Raw genomic sequence first — 21,147 nt, forward strand, 5'->3', positions numbered from 1 at the left:
CTCGCCAGGCGGACACGCACCGACTCTCAGGCTCGGCACCATTCCCCCCGCTCGGCACCTCCGCCACACAGCCGACTCTCGGACTCAGCACCGGCAGATACCTACCGACCCGCAGACTCGGCAACGGACCCCCGCTCAGCACTGCCGACACGCAGCCGACTCTGAGACTCAGCACCAGACCCCCGCTCAGCGCCGCGGGGGACGTATTGCCGGGCGGGGCCGGTAAGTCCGGTTTACGGTGAGCGCATGGCTGTGAGCGTTCAGATGTCGTCGGGAACCGGCCGCTGGGTATTGCTCGCCACGGTGCTCGGGTCCGGAATGGCCATGCTCGACGCGACCGTCGTGAATGTGGCGCTGCCCAAGATCGCCGGTGAGTTCGGGTCATCGATGGCCGGATTGCAGTGGACGGTCAATGCCTACACCCTGACGCTGGCCGGGCTGATCCTGCTGGGCGGATCGCTCGGCGACCGGTTCGGCCGGAAGCGGATATTCCTGATCGGTGTCGTGTGGTTTGCCATCGCGTCGGCGTTATGCGGTGCGGCGCAAGATATTTCGATGCTCATCGCGGCGCGAGCGCTCCAGGGTGTGGGCGGGGCGCTGCTCACGCCCGGCTCGCTGGCGATTATTCAGGCGTCGTTCGCACCGGAGGATCGGGCGAAAGCGGTGGGCGCGTGGTCCGGACTCGGTGGTGTCGCGGGTGCCATCGGGCCGTTTCTGGGCGGGTGGCTGGTGGACGCGGCGGGCTGGCGGTGGGTGTTCCTCTTGAATCTGCCCCTGGCGGCGCTGGTGATCGCCGTCGCGATTCGGCATGTGCCGGAGACCTTCGACGAGGAGGCGCACGGCAGGTTCGATGTACTCGGCGCGGTGCTGGCGGCGGTGACCCTGGGCGGACTCACCTACGCGCTCACCGAGGGTCCCGAGGCGGGGGTGACGTCGCCGTTGGTGGTGGCCACCGGGGTCACGGGTATCGCCGCCGCGACCGCTTTCGTGGTGGTGGAGCGGCGCCGCTCGGCCGCCCGGAGCGATCCGCAGGCCATGCTGCCGGTGGATGTCTTCACCTCTCGACAGTTCACGGCCATCAACCTCGTCACGTTCGTCATGTACGGGGCCATGAGTGTGGTGTTCTTCCTGCTGGTGCTGACCTTGCAGGTGGTCTCGGGCTTCAATCCGATCGCGGCGGGTACGGCCCTGCTGCCCGTGACCGTCCTCATGCTGTTGTTCTCCGCCCGCGCCGGAGCCCTGGCTCAGCGCATCGGTCCACGACTACCCATCACCATCGGCATCCTGCTGTCCGCGGCCGGAATGCTGCTCATGACCCGGATCGGCCCCGACGCCTCCTACCTCGCCGATGTCGTACCGGCCGCACTGGTTTTCGGCGCCGGACTCGCACTGGCCGTCGCCCCCCTCACCGCGGCCGTCCTCGCCGCCGCCTCCGACCGGCGCGCGGGCGTGGCCAGCGGCGTCAACAATGCGGTTGCCCGCACGGCGGGTCTGCTGGCCGTCGCCGCCATTCCGCCGCTCGTGGGCCTCACCGGCGATGCCTACAACAACCCGTCGGTTTTCGCGAGCGGCTTCCGTATCGCCCTGATGGTCTGTGTGGTGCTCATGGTGGGTGCCGCCGTCCTCACCGTCCTCACCGTCCGCGATGACACCCTGAGCGCCGCACCGCCGTCGGCCGAGCCGGAATGCAAGATCCACTGCGCCGTAACCGGGCCGCCCCTGGAGCCGAGTGGCCGACCAGGGCTTTCGACCTCGGACCCGGATCTATAGCAGTGAACTGACCGCTCCTGGAATATTCGCGCACCACTCCGCCGTTGACTTGGTTGCCATGTCCACAAAAGGTAGATATGGTTGCCACATCCACCAAGCGTGGATGTCAGAGATCCGAGGAGGACGCGTGCAGTTCGGAATCTTCACGGTCGGGGATGTCACCACCGACCCGACGACCGGCCGCACCCCCAGCGAGGCCGAGCGCATCAAGGCCATGGTCACGATCGCGCAGAAGGCCGAGGAGGTGGGGCTGGATGTATTCGCCACCGGCGAGCACCACAATCCGCCATTCGTACCGTCCTCGCCGACCACCATGCTCGGGTACATCGCGGCCCGCACCGAGCGAATCATCCTGTCGACCGCGACCACGCTGATCACGACCAATGACCCGGTCAAGATCGCCGAAGACTTCGCCATGCTGCAGCATCTGGCCGACGGCCGCGTCGACCTCACGCTCGGCCGCGGCAATACCGGACCGGTCTACCCCTGGTTCGGTAAGGACATTCGCGACGGCATCCCGCTCGCCATCGAGAACTATGCGCTGCTGCACAAGCTGTGGCGCGAGGATGTGGTCGACTGGTCGGGGAAGTTCCGCACCCCACTGCAATCGTTCACATCGACGCCTCGCCCGCTCGACGGGGTACCCCCCTTCGTATGGCACGGATCGATCCGCAGTCCCGAAATTGCCGAGCAGGCCGCCTATTACGGCGACGGCTTCTTCGCCAACAACATCTTCTGGCCGAAAGAGCACTTCCAGCGCCTGATTCGGCTGTACCGGCAGCGCTACGAGCACTACGGGCACGGCTCCGCCGACCAGGCCATTGTCGGTCTGGGCGGGCAGGTGTTCATGCGTAAGAACTCCCAGGACGCCGTCCGCGAATTCCGGCCCTACTTCGACAACGCGCCGGTCTACGGACACGGCCCGTCACTCGAGGATTTCACCGACCAGACCCCATTGACCGTGGGCAGCCCGCAGCAGGTCATCGACAAGACGCTGACCTTCCGCGAATCCTTCGGCGATTACCAGCGGCAGTTGTTCCTGATGGATCACGCCGGGCTGCCGCTGAAAACCGTGCTGGAACAGCTGGATCTACTCGGTGAGGAAGTGATTCCGGTGCTGCGCGAGGAATTCGCCGCTGGGCGACCGGCGCAGGTGCCCGACGGACCCACCCACGCCGCGCGCCTGGTCGCTCGCACTACCGCGGAGGTGAAGTCATGACCCGGATCGCCGTCGTCACGGCAGGGCTGTCACAGCCCTCGTCGACACGACTACTGGCCGATCGGCTCGCCGCCGCGACCGAACGGGCACTGGCCACCACCGGACAGCAGGTCGACTTCGATATCGTCGAATTACGGGACCACGCACACGAACTCGCCGACAACCTGCTGACCGGCTTCCCGGCCGCCGAGCTGCGCGCGGCCAGCGACCGGGTGGTGAAGGCCGATGCCTTGATCGCGGTCTCCCCCATCTTCACCGCCTCCTACAGCGGCCTGTTCAAGACATTCTTCGATGTCCTGGAACCGGATTCGCTGACCGGTATGCCGGTGCTGCTGGGCGCGACCGGCGGCACCGCTCGCCATTCCTTGGCGGTGGAGCACGCCATGCGCCCACTGTTCAGTTATCTGCGGGCGCTCACCAGCCCGACCGCCGTATACGCGGCGACCGAGGATTGGGGAGCGGACAACGGACTCGATACCCGTATCGACCGTGCCGCAACCGAATTCGCCGACCTACTGACCGGACGTCCCACGCGGCGCGTCCAGGACCCCTACGACAACCCCATCCCGTTCGAACAACTGCTCGCCAACAACTAGAGGAGAAACACATGACCGCCAGCACCACCGCCCTGACCGCCGGTACCTGGACCATCGATCCGGTTCACTCCACGCTCGCCTTCTCGGTACGCCATTTGATGGTGAGCAAGATCCGCGGCCGTTTCACCGACTTCTCCGGCAAGCTCGTTGTCGGCGAGGACGGTTCCGCGCAGGCCGACGCCGAGATTCGCGTCGACTCGGTGAGCACCGATAACCCGCAGCGCGACGCTCACCTACGCACCGCGGACTTCTTCGATGCGGAGAACTTCCCGGTCGCGACCTTCGAGGCCACCGGATTCCGGGTCAATGGTTCGGATTTCGTGGTCGAGGGCGATTTCAGCATTGCCGGTGTCACCAAACCGGTCACCCTCGATATCGAATTCCTCGGCGTGAACGCGGGTATGGGCCAGGGTCCGGTCGCCGGATTCGAGGCCACCACCGTCATCAATCGCCGCGACTTCGGCATCACCATCGATATGCCCCTGGCCGATGGCGGCGCGGTGATCGGTGACAAGATCACCCTGACCCTCGGCATCGAGGTCGTCAAGCAGAGCTGACCCGTCCCGGCGGATTGATCGAAGCGAGGAGCCATGAGCGAAACCACCGTCATCCAACGGCCCGACGCCAGCCCGCAGCACTACGAAATCAGTGTGGACGCCGAACACGCGGGATTGACCGCCTACGTGGACAACGACGAGCAGCGCATCTTCTTCCACACCGAGGTGGATGAGCGTTTCGCTGGTCAGGGACTGGCCAGCAAGCTCATCAGCGCCGCTCTCGCCGACACGCGCGCGGCGGGTAAGCGCATCGTCCCGGTCTGCCCGTTCGTCGCGAAATTCGTAGGCAAGCACCATGAATTCGACGATCTGGTGGATCCCGTGACACCGCAGGCGTTGGCCGCGGCCCAGGCCGCGCAGGCCTGATCCGACCTCGAGGTCGGATACGCAGCGAACCGACACGGGCCGGTTCACGCCACGGCAGGCCGCCGATGAAATCACGGATCCGGGCCCGAGCGACGACTAGCGTGACGCCCATGGCGCGGATTGTGGTGGTGGGCAGTGTCAATATGGATCTGGTGACGCGCGTGCGGCGGCGGCCGGAACCCGGCGAAACCGTGGCCGGGGAGGGATTCGCGCTGGTGCCCGGCGGAAAGGGTGCGAATCAGGCGATTGCCGCGCGACGGGCCGGGGCCGAGGCGGAGTTCGTGGGTGCGGTCGGCGATGACGTATTCGCGGCGGAACTGCGTCGGGTATTGAGCGATTCCGGCGTGGGAACCGAACAGCTGCGCACCGTCGCCGGGCCGAGCGGTGTGGCGGCGATAGTCGTGGACGGCGGCGGCGAGAACACCATTATCGTGGTCGGTGGGGCGAACGCGGCCATGACCGAGTTGACCCCGGCGGACCTCGACGCCATCGCCGCCGCCGATACCCTCATGTGCCAGTTGGAGATTCCGGTGTCGACCGTCCTCGCCGCCGCCCGGCACGCACGGGCACACGACACCACGGTGCTGCTGAATCCCTCACCGGTACGCGAACTGCCACCCGAGCTGTGGGCGGAGATAGATGTGGCGGTGGTCAATGAGGGCGAAGCCGCTCACCTCGGTACCGTCCTGAAAGCGGTCCCCCATGTGATCACCACCCTCGGCGCGGCCGGAGCGAACTACCGCGGAGCCGATGGCGAGACCCGTTCCCACCCGGGCGTTCCCGTCGAAGTGGTGGATACCACCGGCGCCGGCGACACTTTCACGGGCGCGCTGGCCGCCCACTGGCACGAGGGACCCGAGACCGCACTGTCCTGGGCCTGCACCGCGGGGGCGCTCGCCACCACCAAACTCGGTGCGAGCGCTTCGATTCCGACCCGCGAGGCTATCGAACAGGCCCTCGTCTGACGACCTACTCAGCGGAACTCTTCGGCATTGGCGACAGACCATTCGGCGAACGTGGTGGCGCGTCCGGTGAGGTCGGCGATGGTGGTGGTGGCGACCTGCGGGTGTTCGACCATGGCGGCCAGGCCGTCGACGTACCACTGCGCGAACTCGCCCATCGCCGGTTCGAGCAGCGCGACCGCCTCCCCGGGTGGCACCGTCACGAAAGAGATATCGCGGCCGAGTGCCTCACCCAACGCCAGCACCCGCCCTGCCCTGGTAATGGTTTCCGGGCCGGTGAGGTTGTAGGTCGCGCCGAGGTGTCCGGTGCCGAGCAGTACCGTCGCCGCCACCCGGGCGATATCGTCCATGGCGATCGGGGCGTTGGCGGCGGCCGGATACGGTTCGCGCACTTCGCCCGTCGTGCGGATCTGTTCGGCCCACATCACCGTGTTCTCCATGAACTCACCCGTGAACAGGTGTGTCCAGCCGACACCGGACTTCTCGACCGCCTGCGCGATGGGCAGCCAGTCGGTGGTTTCATCGCCGGAGAGATCGACAATCTGCCCGATCCCGGCCTGACGCGCCAGATCGACTACCTCGGTGACGGTTTCGAGGGCGGGTGCGAGATACATCCGGTCGACGCCCTCGAATGCCGCCGGCAGTGAGGACGGCCGCCGCAGGTAGCCCTCGACCACCTCCACCTCGGGCGGGAACGCGGTGCGTTCCGGGTGGTTCGATAGTGCGCGAATATCGTCGGCCCCCATGCTCACCAGGTGGTCTACGACCATTCGGCCGACACTTCCGGTGGCGCCTGTCACGAGAATCTTCATGCCCCCAAGCTAGGCGGCGCGCAGGATTCGCGCATATGGCAATTTCAGCGATTCATCCCCGCGTCGCGACGCTGTGGGCCTGACCGGTGTGCTGAGATACCAGCTCCGCCAACTGTTTTCCGGTGCGGTCCAGCGGCACCGTGGAGCGGGCGGCCAGCGACATGACGATCGCGCCCTCGACGGCCGCGACAATGGTGGTGGCCAGGGTGTCGGCCGTATCGGCTTCGACGTCCTCGGCGCGCAGGCGGTCGGCGATGATCCGTTCCCAGTCGGCGAAGGTCTGCCCGGCCGCGTCGGCGGCGGCGTCGGATTCCGAACGGCCGAGAGCGGCGGCGACTATCGGGCAGCCCGAGGTGAAGTCGCTGGCGATGAGGGTTTCGCGCCACATGGCGGGGAAAGCGGCGATAGAGGAGGCCACATCCGCACCGGCGGTCAAGGTGCGCATGAGGGCGCTGGAGGCTTCGCCCGCGGCGCGGGTGGCCTCGGCGACGAGTTCGGATTTGCCGCCCGGAAAGTTGAGGTAGACCGAGCGACGGGAGATGCCGCTGTGGTCGAGTAGCTGTGCGATCCCGGTGCCCGCGATGCCGTAGCGGCGCATGAGGTGAATCGCGCTGTCGATGAGCTTATCTCTGGCTCCCATGAGCACACCCCCTTCCCGCGTCGACGTCGTATTGCCATACTACGGCTTGTTCTAGACCAATCGGTGTACTACCGTCGGATTACACTGATCGGTCTACTCGGATCGTATTCACACCGCCATGAACGGGGCCCCAGCGATGACGACCCTGCACGATGCCCTGCCGCTGGCCTGCGGCCAGGCCCTCCCCAACCGAATTATGAAATCGGCCCTCAGCGAAGGGCTCGGCACCCCCGACCGCCGACCCGATGAGCGCCTGGAGCGGCTGTTCCGCCGCTGGGGCGCGGGCGGGTTCGGGCTCCTTGTCACCGGCAATGTCATGGTCGACGGCCGCCATCTCGGCGAGCCGGGCAATGTGGCCATCGAGGACGACCGGCATCTGGACGCGCTCACCCGATGGGCGAAGGCCGGCAAGGACGGCGGAACGCCGGTCTGGGTGCAGCTCAACCACCCCGGCCGTCAGGCCAATCCCCTGGTCACGCGCAATCGCCCGGTGGCACCATCGGCCATCGCGCTGACCATTCCCGGTCTGCCCGCCCCGCGGGCGCTGACCGAGGACGAGATCGTGGATATCATCGCCCGTTTCGGCACGGCCGCTCGGGTGGTGGAGGCCGCCGGATTCGATGGTGTGCAGATTCACGGCGCGCACGGATATCTGGTGTCGCAGTTCCTGTCTCCGCTGTCGAATCAGCGCACCGACGCCTGGGGTGGCGATCCGGAACGGCGGGCTCGGTTCGTACTCGAGGTGGTGCGATCGATTCGGGCACAGGTGAGTCCCGGTTTCGCCCTCGGCATCAAACTGAACTCCGCCGATTTCCAGCGCGGCGGATTCACCGAGGAGGAGTCGCAGACCGTTATTGCCCGGCTGGCGGCCGAAGCGGTGGATCTCATCGAAATCAGCGGTGGCAGTTACGAATCCCCCGCCATGATGGGTCGGCCGCAGACGGTGGGCGCCAGTACCCGGGCGCGGGAGGCGTACTTCCTCGACTACGCCGAAACGGTACGCCGCATTGCCGGTGCGACGCCGATCGCGGTGACCGGTGGCTTCCGGTCCCGGGCGGCCATGTCCGAGGCGGTCGACTCCGGCATCTGCGATATGGTCGGTCTCGGTCGCCCGGCGGCCGTATTCCCTACCGCCGCAGCCGATCTGCTCACCGGAGCCACGGATGCGCTGCGCCCGCCGCAGATCTCGCTCAATCTACCGCCCCGCCTCGGCACCAATAGCAATCTCAAGGCCTTCGACGGTGCTCTCGACCTGCAGTGGCACACAGACCAATTGCATCTGATCGGGTCCGGTGCGGATCCCGACCCGGCCCGGTCCCCGTGGCGTACCGCCGTGATGATGGTGCGCCATCACGGTGTAGATGCCTTCCGCTCCAAGCGGTCTCCCGCACCGAGCTCCCCCGCCGATCGCGCGGCCCGCAAGTTCCGCAGGGAGCGCGCGCTGGGTCGCTACATCATGAACCCGACGGTTCGCGCCCTGGACCGCATCGGTGTGCGCACCGCCCTCGCGACCGAGATCGAAACCATCGGCCGTAAGTCGGGCCAGCCGCGTCGAGTTCCGGTATCGGTGCTGTTCGACGAGGACGGCGCGTGGATGATCTGCCAGCACGGTATGCGCTCGGGCTGGGGCCTCAATATCAGCGCCAATCCGGAAGTTAGGGTGCGCCAGGGTGATCGGTGGCGCACCGGCACTGCGGTGCTGCTCCCCGAGGACAATGTGGTGGCCCGCGCCCGCACCTTCGCGCCGCATCCACTGCTCGCGCCGCTGGCCCGATCCATGTTCGCCGTTCTGGAGACCACACCGATATCGGTGCGAGTCACCTTCCCAGACTCGAGCCGGTAGCGGGACCGCGCAAGCCGTCACGGCCCAACCACCCTCACCCCGTCATTCGCCGTCATTCCGGCGCGCTTTTGGCCGGAATCCACCCTCTGGCAGGTAGTGGATCCCGGCCAAAAGCATGCCGGTATGACGGAGGGAGACACGCCGGTATGACCCGGGGGGGGGGAGACACGCCGGTATGACGGGGCGATCGGAGCACGCCGGAATGACGGGAGACAGCCCGGATGACAACTGGGTGAGCGGGCCGCGCGCTACAACTCCGGTCGGACCAGGATCTGGATGTGATCCTCCGGATTGCGCAGCGACTCAATGGCTCCCGCGACGCCGTCCAGCCCGACCTGATCGGTGATCAGCGATGCCGCGTCCACGGTGCCGTCGGCAATGCGCTGCAATGTCTTCGCGTATTCCTCGTGCGGGTACACCATGCACATCTGCAGTGAGATGTCCTTGTAGATACCCACGATCGGCCGAATGACGTCATCGGTCATGACCGCGCCGATTTGCAGGATCTTGGTTTCGCGCGGGCATTTGTACATGAGTTCGTTGAGCAGTCCGGGCACCGAGGCGCACACCCAGATGTGCAGCTGCTGGCCGGGCGAGGCCAGCTCCTGCCACACCTCGAGGGGATCCTCGACCGCCGGATCCACCACCCGGTGCGCGCCGAGCCGCAGCGCGGCCTCCCGCCGCAGCTTGGCGGGATCGGAGGCGACAATGGGCGCGACGCCGCGTTCGACCAACGCCGCCACCGCACCCAAACCGACCGGGCCGCAACCGATCACAATCCCGGTACCTTCCGGCCCGATACCGGTGCGGGCCACATTGCCGAAGCCGACCGCCAGGGGTTCGGTCATGGCGGCGACGTGCGCCGGGACATGGTCGGGAATGGGTTCGAGCGCCATGGCCTGCAACACCATGCGCTCGCCGTACCCGCCCGGAAAGTCATTGGAGTAACCGACGCCGTGGATACCGCCCGCCGTATCGAGCGCCCACGGCAGGGCAACGACATTCTGCCCCTCGACGAATGCGGTGTCCGGCCCCGCGCCGATGACCCGGGCTGCCAGCTCATGCCCCATGACCAGGTCGCGGTGCGGATCGAACAGGAAGGTCGGCACACCGCTGTCGCGCGAGGCCTGCAGGAACTCATCGGTGTAGTCGAGGGCCTGCTTATCCGATCCGCACACACCGCAGGCAATGGTTTCCACCAGCACCTGTCCGGGTCCGGGTACCGGTTCCGGCACGTCGTCGACGACGAGTTTCCGGTCGCGCATTACTACCGCACGCATATCACTGTCCTTCCGTACCGGGTTGTAGAGCGGCGGCGAGTGCTTGGCCGTGCCGCTCGAAGGCGGCCTCGACACCGGCCCGCATACCGGACATGAGCCGTTCGCTATTGGCATTCGCCCAGTCCAGGGAGGCGATGCGATTGCGGTTCGCGCCGGTGAAGTGCGGGATGACGTGTTCGGCGAACAGACGTGCCGATCGCCGGGTGGCATCCCAGTCGCCGATATTCAGGGCCAGCTGCAGGAAGGTGCCGAAACCGCCGGACTGTTCGGTGAGCGCCTCGATGGCGGCGATCGCATCCTCCGGGGTGCCGATGACCGCGCGACCGAACGCCGGGAAGCCCGGTCCGGTCCACTGTTCGACGGCTTCGGCGGCGGTATCACCCCACGGCACCTCCATACCGCTGAGCCGCTTGATGTACTCCACGAGATGTCCGACGCCCCATTCGGCTTCACGTCGCGCCTGCTCCCGCGTCTCCGCGATATGCATGGGCGCCACCAGCCGCCAGTTGGCGCGGTTCACCGCATGACCGTTGTCGGCCATGGTCTTCTCGTAGACCTTCCAATTCGGCAGCAGCGCCTCGTAACCGCTCGGGTCGGAGGCGGCGAGGGAGAGCAGGCCCGCGCCGTGGCGTCCGGCCAGCACCGCGCCCGATGGTGAGATCGTCGATGCCACAGCCATTTCCAGACCGCCCGGCTGATAGGGCAGCAGTTGCAGGCGCGCTTCGTTGAGCTCGAACCAATCCGTCTTGGCGGTCACCACATCGCCGCGGAACAGTTGCGCGAGTACATCCATGGACTCGTGCATCATGTCCCGCTGCCGCGGCTGCGGAACGCCCATCATCGAAGCGTCGGAAGCCAATTGGCCCGGTCCGATACCCATCATCAACCGACCCTTGGTGAGGTGGTCGACCAGGCACAGCCGGTCGGCCAGCATCATCGGCTGGTGGTACGGCAGCGAATTCACACCGGTGCCGAGTCGAATGTGGGTGGTGCGCTGGGCGGCGGCGGCCAGGAATACCTCGGGGGCGGCAATGATCTCCATACCGGCCGAATGGTGTTCGCCCACCCAGGCTTCGGCGTAGCCGAGCCGGTCGGCCAGTTCTACCAGTTCCAGGTCACGCTGGATTTGCAGGGTCGGATTGCCGTCGAGGGGGTGATACGGCGCGATGAAGAATCCGAACCGGGTGGGTTCGGGTGCGGTGGGCTGATTCAATTTTGGACGCTCCTTTGCGCGTATGCAGTTGTGGGTCGAAACCTCTACGGGGTCGAGTCCGGGCGGAGGGCTAGCCCCTGGCCCATTCGTGGCCCCAGTAGCTGTCGGCAGTCATTTCCTCGGCGACATGGTCCGGGCCGACGAGCATGCCCTCGCAGCCGAATTCGAGATCCCACCCGCCCGGGGTGCGGACGTAGAAGGAGATCATCTTGTCGTTGGTGTGGCGGCCCAGCGTGGACGAGAGGTGGTAGCCCGCCTTGGTGACGCGGTCCAGGGCCCGGCCGACATCGTCGAGGGCGTCGACCTCGACCATGACGTGCACGATGCCCGGACCGTCCGGACGGCTGCCCGGTATCAACGCGAGGCTGTGGTGGCGCGGATTGACGCCCATGAACCGAATCCAGATCGGATGGTCGGGCGGACCGACGCGGAAGGAACCACGGGACGCGAAATCCAGGACCTCCGTATAGAACCGGCGGGCGGACTCGATATCGCGCACCGGCAGCACCACATGGCCGAGGCCCAGATCACCATTGACGAACCGTGCGCCGTATTTGGTGAGGACCGGGCTGTGGTCGAGCAGTGGACCGTGAAACACCTCGATGGTGAAACCGGACGGGTCGGTAAAGCTGATGGCCTCTTCGACATGCCGGTTGGCCGCCTCGGCGAGCGACAGCGGTGTCACCGCGACACCGGCCTTCTCCAAGGTTTCGCGAACCAGGCCGAGGGATCCGCTGTCGGCGACCTGCCAGCCGATTGCGAGAACTTCATCGCGCTCACCGGGCACCAACTCGAAGCGATAGGTGTGCTCATCGGTGCGCAGATAGACGGACTCCGCGTTGGGCCCGTTCCCTTCGGCGAAACCGATGGTGTCGAAGGCGAATTCGCGCCAGGCTTGCACATCGGCGATGCGGGCGCGTACGTAGCCGAGCGAGCTGAAGGCAGCCATGTTCTCTCCTCGCGGTTCAGGAATAGGTGACGGATACGTCGTCGGTGACCGGAACGGCTTGGCAGGCCAGCACATAGCCGTCGGCCAGGTCCTCGTCCTCGAGAACCTCATTGCGCCGCATCGTCACCGCGCCGGACACCACTCGGCACACACAGGCGCTGCAGGCGCCCTCGCGGCACGAGTACGGTGCTTCCAAGCCCTTGGCGAGCAGCACATCCAAGAGTGTCTGCTGCCGCGGCCAGGTGATTTCGTGGTTTTCGCCGTCGAGTTCGACCTCGACGGTGGCATTGTCACCGACCGCGACGGCGGCCTCCAGGTCGAGCGGTGCGGCCGCGTCGGCGAACGGATCGCCGGACAGGGATACGAACTTCTCCAGGTGCACCCGGGTGCGTTCCGCGCCGAGGGCGGTCATGGCCGCGCCCACCGCGTCCATGAACGGGCCGGGACCGCAGACGAAGACTTCCCGGCTCGCCCATGGACGAGCTACCGCGGCCAATTGCGCAACGGTCGGCAGGCCCTGCACAGCTTCGAGCCAGTGCCATACAAGCAGTCGATCCGGGTGCGCCGCAGCGAGTTCGGCGAGTTCGGCGGCGAAGATCACCGAATCGGCATCGCGATTGGCGTAGAAGAGGGTGATATGGCCGGTGCCCTCGGCCAGTACGGCTTTCAGGATCGACAACACCGGAGTGATACCGCTACCCGCGCCGAAGAGCAAGAGGTCGGTATCCAACGACCCCGGCGTAAACAGCCCGGCGGGCGGCAACACCTCCAGGGCCATACCCTCGGTGGCGTTGTCGCACAACCAGTTCGAGCCGTAGCCGTCCGGAGTACGTTTGACGGTCACCTTGAGCGGGCCACCCTCGTGCGGTGCGCTGGACAGCGAATAGCACCGGCTCACCGAACCGGTCATATCACTGGGAATGCGCAGCGTCAGGAATTGTCCGGCCCGGTAACCGAATCGATCGGCATGCGCGGTATCCGGCGTGAGCTCGAGTGATACCGCGTCATGTGTCTCACGCACTACCCGCACGACTCGCACCGACGCGACACCGCTGGCCGATGCTTCGAGCACCTCTGCCGGTTCGAGTTCTGTCACCGTTCCCATCCGCGTTCCCAGTTCCGTTCCTGAGTTGTTCGATCTCGGTCGATTCGTGCCCGACGCACATCGTCATTCCGGCGTGTTCTTGGCCGGAATCCACACTGTGGGAGTTGCTCGAGCGGTGGATCCCGGCCAAAAGCACGCCGGGATGACGGGGCGTATCCACTCCGGCGTGATGAGAGAGTCGCTCATGCCAACGTCCTTCCGCGCGTATGGACGTCGAAGTCCCGAGTGTTGACGGTCAGCGCACCCGACTCGACGGCGTGGTCGATGCTGGCCCGCAGCGCCTGGCAGGTGTGCGAGTTCACCCCGCTGCCGGACAGTTCCGTGCACGCCGCGACGGCCGCGTTATTCCACTGCACGCTGGTGTGCTGCGGGCTGAACTTCTCCGCCAGCACGCATGTCCCGCAGGACCGGCACGAAACCTGTTCCATGGCAGTCGCTCTCAGCCCTGAGCCGAGGCGGTTTCGGCGCGCTTGGCCAGATTGTCGGCGACCTCGGCCTCCCACGCGGTGACCGCGCGCGTGGTGTCCACCTCGAATTCGAACCGGGCGGTCATCTCCTCCGTCACGTCGGCGACATCGGTGTAGAACTGCTCGTACCAGCGACGCAACTGGTAGACCGGCCCGTCCTCCTCGCACAGCAGCGGATTGTTGATGCGCGACTTGCGCTTCCAGATATTGGCGTCCTGCTCGAAGCCCTTACCCAGACCGCCCGCGAACTTATTGGCGATATCGAGGGCCTGCTCCTCGGGGAGTCCGGCGGGCTTCTTCACGATCGCGCCGTACTGCAGCACGAACTGGTTCTCCGAGACCGGGTAGTGGCAGTTGATGAGGTAGCCCTCGACCGTCAGCCCGGCGCTTTCGCTCTTCAGGTAGTCGATCATGTAGGAGGGGCCGTAGTAGGACGCCTCCGATTGCAGAACATTCTTGCCGCCCAGCGCTTTCGCGGTTTCGCCCATCATGTCCTCGCGTGAGATGGAGGTCATGTACTGGCTGGCGGTGTGGCCGGAGAAGACATTCTTGAAGAAGGTCGGGAAGCCGTAGTGCACGTAGAAGAAGTGCGCCATGTCGACCACGTTGTCGATAACCTCGCGGGCATTGGCGTCGACGACCATGGTGTTCCAGGTCCAGTCGGTCCACTCATCGCTGAACGCGCCGTCGATACGCGGAATACCGATATCGGCGGGCGGCTGCTTGTTCTCCGGGTCATTCCACACGAAGAGCTGCTTATTCTCCTCGAGTGTCGGCCACGCCCTGGTGCGGGCCAGCGGCGGCACCCGGCGCGCGTATGGAATGCCGGTGCACTTCCCCTTGCCGTTCCAGCGCCAATCGTGGAATGGGCAGGCGAGGGAATCGCCCTTTACGGTGCCGTCGGCCAAATTGCCACCCATATGGGGGCAGTAGGCATTGAGTACATTGAGCGCGCCGTCCTCGCTCGCGAACACCACGATTTCGGTGCCGAAAGCCTTGATGGCGTGTGGCTTTCCGTCGCGGAAGGAATCGGCCAGACCCAGGCAGTGCCAGCCGCGCGCGAATCGAGTAGGCGGAGCGCCCGCATCGATAACTCGCACTTCACCGTCCGTGGTGGTCATGTGAATTCCTCTCCTAGCGTTGATTTCGATGGTCGCGGCCGGTGTGATGGCGATGACAGCCGAGTCCCACTGGCCGGGAGGTTGCTACTGGTGTGCGAGACGCAGCTACTGCGCGGCCAGACGCCCGAAGTCCGCCCGGTAGAACAGCAGCGGCGTCGCGTCGGAATGCTCGTTCAGACCGGTCACCCGGGCGATGACAATGGTGTGATCGCCGCCGTCGACCTCGTCGTGCAATTCGCAGTCGATGGTGGCCAGCGCACCGGTCAATAGCGGTGAGCTATTGCTGGAAGCGATCCAGTCCACGCCCGCGAACTTATCCGCGCCGGAACGCCCCAACCGACGGCAGATGTCGATCTGGTGGTCGGCCAGGATATTCACGCAGAATCGGCCCGCGCGCCGGATGCGCGGCCACGTACTCGAGGTCTTCGCGGGGAAGAAACTCACCAACGGCGGGTCGATGGACAGCGATGCGAAGGACTGACAGGCGAAGCCGACAGGTTCGCCGTCGTCGAGGGCGGTTATCACCGTAACCCCAGAACAGAACCGTCCGAGTACGGCCTTGAAGGCCGTCGCATCGATCGCCGGGGCTTGTGCAAGCACCGGTTCCACGGCGCCTCCTTATTTCGATCCGAAATATAGCTACCAGTCATGACAGCAGGTCGGGGCGTGGCGGCGTCAATATCGGGGTTCGGTCACCGAGACACGGATCCGTAGAAACTACGTAGTTCCCCCGATTCCCCAGCGTGTGGCGCGGGGCACTGTGATGGGTAGCACAAGGTCCGAAACCGGCACATGCCTAATCGGAATGTTCCTAGACTGGATATGAACCAACGGAGGTACATATGTCCGTCGTCCTGCTCCCTCCGGCGGAGACACGAAACCCAATGCGCGCCAAGGAATCCCGTAGCATCGGCGAAGTGCCGGTCTCGATGATCGAGCGAATGACGCTCATCCTGGACGCTTTCGACGCCTCCACCCCGACGCTCACCCTGCTCGGCCTGGTCGAGCGCACCGGGCTGCCGCGTTCGACGGTTCATCGCATTCTGGATCAGATGATCAAGCTGCGCTGGCTGGCACACACCTCCGGTGGCTACCGCCTCGGTATGCGTGCCCTGGAACTGGGCGGACTCACCGCCGACCACAATGAGATTCGCGATGCCGTCAGCCCGCTGCTGCACGAGTTGAGCCAGCGCACCGGCATGGTCGGTCACCTCGCGGTGCTCGACGGGCGCGATGTGGTCTACCTGGACAAGGCCGGGGGCCGCTTCGCCGCCAGTTTGCCGACCCGGCTCGGCGGCCGGATGCCCGCGCACGCGACGGGTGTCGGCAAGGCCATGCTCGCCTGTCTGGAACCGAATATCGCCGAGGCCGCGGTCCGCTCCCGGTTGCCGCGCCTGACCCCGCGCACGATTTGCGAGGCGGACGCACTCAACCGTGAACTCCAGCAGATCCGCATGCGGCAGGGCGTGGCCATCGACCGTGAAGAGGCCGTCGTCGGAATCGCCTGCGTGGCAGCGCCGCTCCGTGGTCGCGGTGCCGCTCCGGCCGCCATCTCGCTATCCGGTCGCGCCGACGCCATGAGCTTCGACCGACTGGCCCGCGTCGTCCTCGAGGTCGCGCACGAGGCCGGCCGCACCCTGTTCCCGCGTCGTGCCCACTGGCGCTGACCCGAAGCTACCCGGGGGTACATTTCAGTGATGACCGATGGCGCTTCCGCGCGGCCCGACCTGCCGACCACCTCCTGGGCCGTCCTCGGAATGCTCTCGCACGCAGAGGAATTGTCCGGCTACGACCTGAAGAAGTGGGCCGACTGGAGCCTGCAGTTCTTCTACTGGAGTCCATCGTTCAGTCAGATCTACGCCGAACTCAAACGCCTCGAGAAATACGGTTACGCGACGTCCCGGACCGTGGTGTCCGAGGACGGTATGCGCGGTAAACGTATGTACGCCATTACCGACTCCGGGCGCGAGGCCGCATCCCACTGGGTGAACCACGCGCCCGTGGAGCCGCCCGTACTGAAACACAGCGTTATGCTGCGAGCCTGGCTCGGACATCTGGCCGAGCCGGATCGAATGCGCGAAATCCTGACCCGGCACATCGAATACACCGAAACGATGCAGCGGCGGGCACAGGCGGATGCGGACGGCGCGGAAGTCAATCCGGATTGGGCATATCCGAGTGCGGTATTGCGCTGGTGCGTAAAGCATTACGAGGCCGAGAAGGAATTCGCTGAAGAGCTGCTGGCCGACCTGGACAAATTGGCGAGGAAGCGTAACCACCGGAAGGCGATCGGGAAGCAGAATTCCAACAATTCCCACTGACCGGATCGACTTATTCTCGGCGATCTCCCGGTGTGACACGGTTCACGACATCGTGTTACCTACCCACCTGGAGGACGCATTATGTCCACCTCCGTCGAAACCACGGCGTTACCCGACGTCGGCGATGAGGACACCGGCCGTCTCGACGGCGCATCGAAGTTCCGGATCTTTTCTGTCCTCGCGGTGATCGTGCTGTTCACCGAGGTCGCACCCATGCAGTACGTCATGGTGTCGGCGGCGTTGCGTCAGATCGCTCCCACCTTTCCCACGCAGGGCGCGAATCTGAACTGGGCCATCATTATCTTCGGTGTCGTCGGTGCCGCGACCTCACCGCTGATCGGGAAGCTCAGCGATATCTACGGCAAGAAGCGGATGTTCCTGGTCTGCGGTGTGCTGTTCATGATCGGCTGCGTCATCTGCGCGGTCACCAGCAATTGGATGCTGTTCCTGATCGGCCGCGGCCTCCAGGCGACGGCCATCGCGACCGCGGTCATCTCCTACGGACTCATTCGAGATCTCATGCCGCGCCATCTGGTTCCGGTCGGAATCGGCGTAGCGGCAACCGGTCTGGGCATCTCCGCACTCGCCGGTCCGCTCATCGGCGGCTGGATCGTGGAGCACAACAGCTGGCGGGCCATCTTCTGGTTCCTGTTCATCTTCACCGTGGTGATGATTCCGCTGGTGATGGTCGTGGTGCCCGAGTCGAAACTGCGGGTGCCACAGAAGCTCGATGTGATCGGCGCGGCGCTGCTGGGCTCGGGCGCGGTGCTCACCCTCATCTATCTGGACAACGGTCAGGCGTGGGGTTGGACCAAGCCCGGTTCGCTGGTCTGGTTGATCGGTGGTTTGGCGCTGCTCGCACTGTTCCCGATCGTGGAAATGCGGGTCAAGCAACCGATTATGGATATGAAGCTGCTCTTCACGCCGCGGGTGAGCGTCGTGTTGTTCATTGCCCTGCTGGCCTCGTTCATGATCGGCTTCCAGTCCTACGCCGTCGGCTATATGACGCAGTCGCCCCCGCAGGCCACCGTGGTGACCGAGATCGAGGCAGCCACCTTCGAGCAGGTCAAGGCGGGCGCACTCGCTCAGGCGCAGGGGCAGGCCGAAGCCATGGCGAAGGCGCAGCTGCCACCGGGCGTCGAACTGCCGCCGGGTTCGGTGACGGTGCCCGAGGACGCGGTGCTGTCCCAGCTGCCGCCGAATATGGTTCAGGTACAGATGAATCCGGGCTATAGCTACGGTGAGGGCTTCACTCTGCTGAAATTCGCCACCCACATAGCCCTGGCCCAGGCCGTCATCGCCATGATCTTCGGCCTCGTCGCCGGATTGTGGATCCGCCGATCCGGAGCGCGGGCACCACTGATCCTGGCCCTGGTCATCTTTGTCGGCTCGGCGGTCGCCTATGCCGTCCTCGGCCACGGCTGGGTGACCTTGGCCCTGATCAGCGCGGTCTTCGGGATCGCGTTCGGTATCTACTACGCGGCCACCCCCAACCTCATAGTAGAGGCGGTACCCGCGAAACAGCAGGGCGTCAGTGCGGGCATGCTGGGCGTCATGCAGGCCATGGGCGTGGCCATCGGCCTGGCGGTGGCAACCGCTTTCCTGCATGCCAATCCGGTGAAAGCGGATGTGACGGTAACCGGCGCCCCGACGGTCACCCAGGATATTCCGCTGGTGTTCGCCGATAGCGGTTACGTGATCACCTTCTGGTTCATTGCCGGTACCTCACTCATCGCCCTGCTCGGCGCGATCTGGATGAAGCACGGCCGCACCCCGGCCACCGGCGGCACGGCCCACTGAACCCACAACTGAATACACAACTGAACAGCCAGCGGCCCGGAGGCCTGTCATCTCCGGGCCGTTGGTCATTTCCTTTCCGCTGAGCGGGACCTGACCTCGCTGTTCTCCGGCAAACATATTTCTATTTGAAATACACGTCAGAGAGGTGGTCGACGATGACCGGTGAACTCGATGCGATCGCTGTCGCGGTGGCCGCGATCGCGCGCGGCGGCATGGTGCTCGTAGTGGATGACGAGGATCGCGAGAACGAGGGTGATCTGATTCTCGCCGCCGAGAGGGCGACACCGGAGAACATCGCCTTCATGGTGCGCCACACCAGCGGCGTGGTGTGCGTGCCGATGGCGGGTGCGGATCTGGACCGGTTGCGACTGCCGCCCATGACAACGGTCAACGAGGACCCCAAGGGAACCGCGTACACCGTCTCGGTGGATGCGATTTCCGGTGTGAGCACCGGCATTTCGGCCGCCGACCGCGCTCGGACCATGCGACTGCTGGCTGATCCGCGCACCGGACCCGAGGAGCTCTCGCGGCCGGGTCATGTATTCCCGCTGCGCGCCGATCCCCGTGGGGTACTTGGCCGTCCGGGGCATACCGAGGCCGCGGTGGACCTCATGCGACTGGCCGGGCTGCGACCCGCCGGAGTCATTGCCGAGGTGGTAGTCGATGACGGCTCCATGGCGCGCCTGCCCGAACTACTGGTGATGGCGCGTGAGTACGACCTGCCGATTATCTCCATCGCCGATCTCATCGAGCACCGAAAAAGCCTGGAGCACGGAATTTCTCGGGTGGTCGAGACGCGGCTCCCCACCCCCGCGGGGGATTTCCAGGTGATCGGATACGCCGATGAGCATTCCGGCGCTGAACACCTCGCCCTGGTCTATGGCGATCCATCCGGCGCCGACGTGCTCACCCGCGTCCATTCCGAATGCCTGACCGGCGACGCCTTCGGTTCGCTGCGCTGCGATTGCGGAGAGCAACTCGATGCCGCGCTGGCGGCTGTCGCCGCGGCGGGCCGCGGTGTGGTGGTCTACCTGCGCGGTCAGGAGGGCCGGGGCATCGGTCTGCTGAACAAGTTGCGCGCCTATGAATTACAGGATGATGGGGCCGATACCGTGGATGCCAATGTGCGACTCGGACTGCCCATCGATGCTCGTGACTACGGCGCCGCCGCGCGCATACTGGCGGATCTCGGTGTGCGGTCGGTGCGGCTGCTCAGCAATAACCCGGCCAAGCAATCCGGACTGGAAGCGCACGGTATCGCGGTCGCGGACCGGATCCCGCTGCAAACTCAGCCGACCGAACACAATGTCCACTATCTGCGCACCAAGCGGGACCGGATGCGACACCAACTGACCGAGGTCGATACCGCCGTCGGCTATTCCTGAACGGACCGCCTTCCTCGTCATTCCGGCGTGCTTTCGGCCGGAATCCACACCTCAGCAGTAGTGGAACCCGGCCAAACATGCCGGGATGACGGGCGGTGTGCCGACACCGCCCCTTCAACCTCAGTAGTGAGGCGTGGCGCTGGCCAATACGGTGTCGATACGCGCGGCCATGCCGCGTCCGGCGGCATGCAGTGGTTCCGCCGAGCGCAAGGTGCGACTGAGGATGAACGCGCCCTCCAGCGCGGACAGGAATGCCAGGATGAGTTCGCGGGCGTCGGATTCCACCAACCCCCGCCGTACGAAATAGCCTGTGCCCTCCTCGATCCAGGATCCGATGACCTCGGCGGCGACCTCCCGCAGCTCCGGCTCGCTATCGGAGATCTCCCCCGCGACCGTGCCGACCGGACACATATTCAGCCATCCGCCCTGCTCGATGGTTTCGGCCGCGGCGGCGAAGGCGGCGGGCACGGCCTCGCGCAGATCGTCGTACGGGTCCATCAACAGTGGCAGCAGCTGGATATAGGCCGCGCCGGAGGTGCGCAGCGCCTCGGCCGCGATCTGCGCCTTACCTCCTGGGAAGTGGTGGTACAGCGAGCCCATCGGCGCGCCCGAGGCAGCGGTGATCTGTTTGACGGTGATCGCGCTGTAGCCCTGCACCCGCATGAGCTCCGCGACCGCCGTGACGAGGCGATCGCGGGTACCTGTTGACATCTTCTCGGTCACCCCCACAGACTAGAGCAA

The 21,147-nt window shown here is 65.6% G+C and carries 21 protein-coding genes; 11 read left to right on the plus strand and 10 right to left on the minus strand.

Annotation, left to right across the window (positions count from 1 at the left end):
* The first annotated feature begins 246 nt into the window (after positions 1-246).
* The 6 genes from NU1_RS21545 (at position 247) to NU1_RS21570 (ending at position 5,473) form a co-directional block, all read left to right on the plus strand.
* Positions 247-1,770, plus strand: a complete 1,524-nt coding sequence (locus NU1_RS21545; protein ID WP_067523619.1) for a DHA2 family efflux MFS transporter permease subunit — start codon at positions 247-249, stop codon at positions 1,768-1,770.
* A 127-nt stretch (positions 1,771-1,897) separates the two neighbouring features.
* Positions 1,898-2,989, plus strand: a complete 1,092-nt coding sequence (locus NU1_RS21550) for an LLM class flavin-dependent oxidoreductase (RefSeq protein WP_067523620.1) — start codon at positions 1,898-1,900, stop codon at positions 2,987-2,989.
* On the plus strand, positions 2,986-3,585 hold the full coding sequence (locus NU1_RS21555) for an FMN reductase (RefSeq protein WP_067523621.1): 600 nt from the start codon (positions 2,986-2,988) through the stop codon (positions 3,583-3,585). Before NU1_RS21550 ends, NU1_RS21555 begins: the two co-directional genes overlap by 4 nt.
* Positions 3,586-3,596: 11 nt before the next feature.
* Positions 3,597-4,142 carry a YceI family protein gene (locus tag NU1_RS21560; RefSeq protein ID WP_067523622.1) on the plus strand — a complete coding sequence of 182 codons (546 nt, stop codon included), beginning with the start codon at positions 3,597-3,599 and terminating at the stop codon, positions 4,140-4,142.
* Between the two features lie 33 nt (positions 4,143-4,175).
* Positions 4,176-4,508, plus strand: a complete 333-nt coding sequence (locus tag NU1_RS21565; protein ID WP_067523623.1) for a GNAT family N-acetyltransferase — start codon at positions 4,176-4,178, stop codon at positions 4,506-4,508.
* 110 nt (positions 4,509-4,618) lie between these two features.
* The gene (locus NU1_RS21570) at positions 4,619-5,473 is read left to right on the plus strand and encodes a ribokinase (RefSeq protein ID WP_067523624.1); all 855 of its coding nucleotides are present in this window, start codon (positions 4,619-4,621) and stop codon (positions 5,471-5,473) included.
* A gap of 8 nt (positions 5,474-5,481) precedes the next feature.
* Here the strand turns inward: NU1_RS21570 and NU1_RS21575 are convergent, their stop codons facing one another.
* Both NU1_RS21575 and NU1_RS21580 read right to left on the minus strand, forming a co-directional pair.
* On the minus strand, positions 5,482-6,282 hold the full coding sequence (locus NU1_RS21575) for an NAD(P)H-binding protein (RefSeq protein ID WP_067523625.1): 801 nt from the start codon (positions 6,280-6,282) through the stop codon (positions 5,482-5,484).
* 52 nt (positions 6,283-6,334) lie between these two features.
* Entirely contained in the window at positions 6,335-6,922 is a 588-nt protein-coding gene (locus NU1_RS21580; RefSeq protein WP_067523626.1) for a TetR/AcrR family transcriptional regulator, read from the minus strand.
* 118 nt (positions 6,923-7,040) lie between these two features.
* Here NU1_RS21580 and NU1_RS21585 point away from each other — a divergent pair, with 118 nt between their 5' ends.
* Entirely contained in the window at positions 7,041-8,765 is a 1,725-nt protein-coding gene (locus NU1_RS21585) for a nitroreductase family deazaflavin-dependent oxidoreductase (RefSeq protein WP_371859824.1), read from the plus strand.
* A 248-nt stretch (positions 8,766-9,013) separates the two neighbouring features.
* Here NU1_RS21585 and NU1_RS21590 read toward each other — a convergent pair whose 3' ends face one another.
* From NU1_RS21590 to NU1_RS21620, 7 genes are all read right to left on the minus strand, one after another.
* The gene (locus tag NU1_RS21590) at positions 9,014-10,045 is read right to left on the minus strand and encodes a zinc-binding dehydrogenase (protein ID WP_067523628.1); all 1,032 of its coding nucleotides are present in this window, start codon (positions 10,043-10,045) and stop codon (positions 9,014-9,016) included.
* Between the two features lies 1 nt (position 10,046).
* Positions 10,047-11,258, minus strand: coding sequence for an LLM class flavin-dependent oxidoreductase (locus NU1_RS21595; RefSeq protein ID WP_067523629.1), 1,212 nt, complete (start codon positions 11,256-11,258; stop codon positions 10,047-10,049).
* A 70-nt stretch (positions 11,259-11,328) separates the two neighbouring features.
* Positions 11,329-12,207, minus strand: a complete 879-nt coding sequence (locus NU1_RS21600; protein WP_067523630.1) for a VOC family protein — start codon at positions 12,205-12,207, stop codon at positions 11,329-11,331.
* Between the two features lie 16 nt (positions 12,208-12,223).
* Positions 12,224-13,312 carry a ferredoxin--NADP reductase gene (locus NU1_RS21605; protein ID WP_067523631.1) on the minus strand — a complete coding sequence of 363 codons (1,089 nt, stop codon included), beginning with the start codon at positions 13,310-13,312 and terminating at the stop codon, positions 12,224-12,226.
* 182 nt (positions 13,313-13,494) lie between these two features.
* Complete coding sequence (locus NU1_RS21610) at positions 13,495-13,740, minus strand: hypothetical protein (RefSeq protein WP_067523632.1); 246 nt, start codon at positions 13,738-13,740, stop codon at positions 13,495-13,497.
* Positions 13,741-13,751: 11 nt separating this feature from the next.
* Positions 13,752-14,900: a 3-ketosteroid-9-alpha-monooxygenase, oxygenase component gene (locus tag NU1_RS21615; RefSeq protein ID WP_067523633.1), complete on the minus strand. Its 1,149-nt coding sequence runs from the start codon at positions 14,898-14,900 to the stop codon at positions 13,752-13,754.
* A gap of 105 nt (positions 14,901-15,005) precedes the next feature.
* A complete protein-coding gene (locus NU1_RS21620) occupies positions 15,006-15,509 on the minus strand; it encodes a flavin reductase family protein (protein ID WP_245720238.1) in 504 nt (167 codons plus the stop codon).
* Positions 15,510-15,817: 308 nt separating this feature from the next.
* Here NU1_RS21620 and NU1_RS21625 point away from each other — a divergent pair, with 308 nt between their 5' ends.
* From NU1_RS21625 to NU1_RS21640, 4 genes are all read left to right on the plus strand, one after another.
* Positions 15,818-16,567, plus strand: a complete 750-nt coding sequence (locus NU1_RS21625) for an IclR family transcriptional regulator (RefSeq protein ID WP_307644502.1) — start codon at positions 15,818-15,820, stop codon at positions 16,565-16,567.
* A gap of 30 nt (positions 16,568-16,597) precedes the next feature.
* Complete coding sequence (locus NU1_RS21630) at positions 16,598-17,221, plus strand: PadR family transcriptional regulator (RefSeq protein WP_067523635.1); 624 nt, start codon at positions 16,598-16,600, stop codon at positions 17,219-17,221.
* Positions 17,222-17,302: 81 nt separating this feature from the next.
* Positions 17,303-19,021, plus strand: coding sequence for an MFS transporter (locus NU1_RS21635; protein WP_067523636.1), 1,719 nt, complete (start codon positions 17,303-17,305; stop codon positions 19,019-19,021).
* Between the two features lie 155 nt (positions 19,022-19,176).
* Positions 19,177-20,406, plus strand: a complete 1,230-nt coding sequence (locus NU1_RS21640; RefSeq protein WP_067523637.1) for a bifunctional 3,4-dihydroxy-2-butanone-4-phosphate synthase/GTP cyclohydrolase II — start codon at positions 19,177-19,179, stop codon at positions 20,404-20,406.
* 120 nt (positions 20,407-20,526) lie between these two features.
* Here the strand turns inward: NU1_RS21640 and NU1_RS21645 are convergent, their stop codons facing one another.
* Positions 20,527-21,129: a TetR/AcrR family transcriptional regulator gene (locus NU1_RS21645; RefSeq protein WP_245720239.1), complete on the minus strand. Its 603-nt coding sequence runs from the start codon at positions 21,127-21,129 to the stop codon at positions 20,527-20,529.
* Positions 21,130-21,147: the final 18 nt, after the last annotated feature.

This window comes from Nocardia uniformis NBRC 13702, assembly GCF_001613345.1.
Lineage (GTDB): Bacteria > Actinomycetota > Actinomycetes > Mycobacteriales > Mycobacteriaceae > Nocardia > Nocardia uniformis.